Source organism: Ulvibacter sp. 2305UL32-6 (assembly GCF_058148545.1).
In genome coordinates, this window is record NZ_JBYVKA010000043.1 from 1 (window position 1) to 925 (window position 925).

Below are 925 nucleotides of genomic sequence, written 5' to 3' on the forward strand. Positions count from 1 at the left end.
GACTTTCAACAAGACATTATTGCTGACATGGAACTCATCACTGGAGTTGACATGTCAAAAAAGTCATTGCCCAAAACATTAGCAGACGAGATCGAAAAAAAGAAACAAGACCGTTTAAAAGAAAATGGTTGATCGAATGTTTTGGGATAACCAAACAAGCTTTCTATAAACGCTTGAAGTCTCACCGTATAAAAGAAAACAATGATCAGATCGTAATTCAACTGATTAAAGGTTACAGAAATGAAGTAGGTCAAAGAACCGGAGGTATTAAGCTCTACAAGGAACTTAAAACTGAAATGAACAAGCAAGGAATTAAGCTGGGGAGAGATAAGTTTTACAAGCTCTTAAAACAATATAACTTGCTGGTTCCAAAGACCAAACGATATTTTATAACAACCAATTCTAAACATCAGTTTTACAAATATGACAACCTAGTAAAAGATAAAGCCCCTACCCGACCTGAACAGCTCTGGGTAAGCGATATCACATATATTAAAACACAGAGAAAGCATTGTTACCTGGCGTTGGTCACAGATGCCTATTCTAAGAAGATTATGGGATATAAACTAGCTTCTCATATGAAGACATCTCTTTGCACAGATGCGCTGGCTATGGCTATTAAAAATCGAAAATATCCCAATGAAAAGCTTATCCATCATTCCGATCGTGGAATACAGTACTGTAATCCCGCATATACTGAGTTTGCCGAACAAAACAACATTGCTCTATCGATGACACAACAGTACGACCCATACGAAAACGCAGTAGCAGAACGCATCAACAGAACACTTAAATATGAGTATGGATTAAAACGAACAGTAAAAAATGTTACCTTAGCTAAGAAGATCATTAGCAGAGCCGTGCACATCTATAATAACAAAAGAATCCATTTCAGCTTAAAACTAAACACACCAGCTTTTGTTCA

The 925-nt window shown here is 36.5% G+C and carries 1 protein-coding gene; it reads left to right on the forward strand.

Features of this window, described 5'->3' with window-relative positions:
* Positions 1-128: 128 nt before the first annotated feature.
* The coding region (locus ACY2RU_RS17610) for an IS3 family transposase (protein ID WP_490139796.1) at positions 129-925 on the forward strand (797 nt) is incomplete at its 3' end.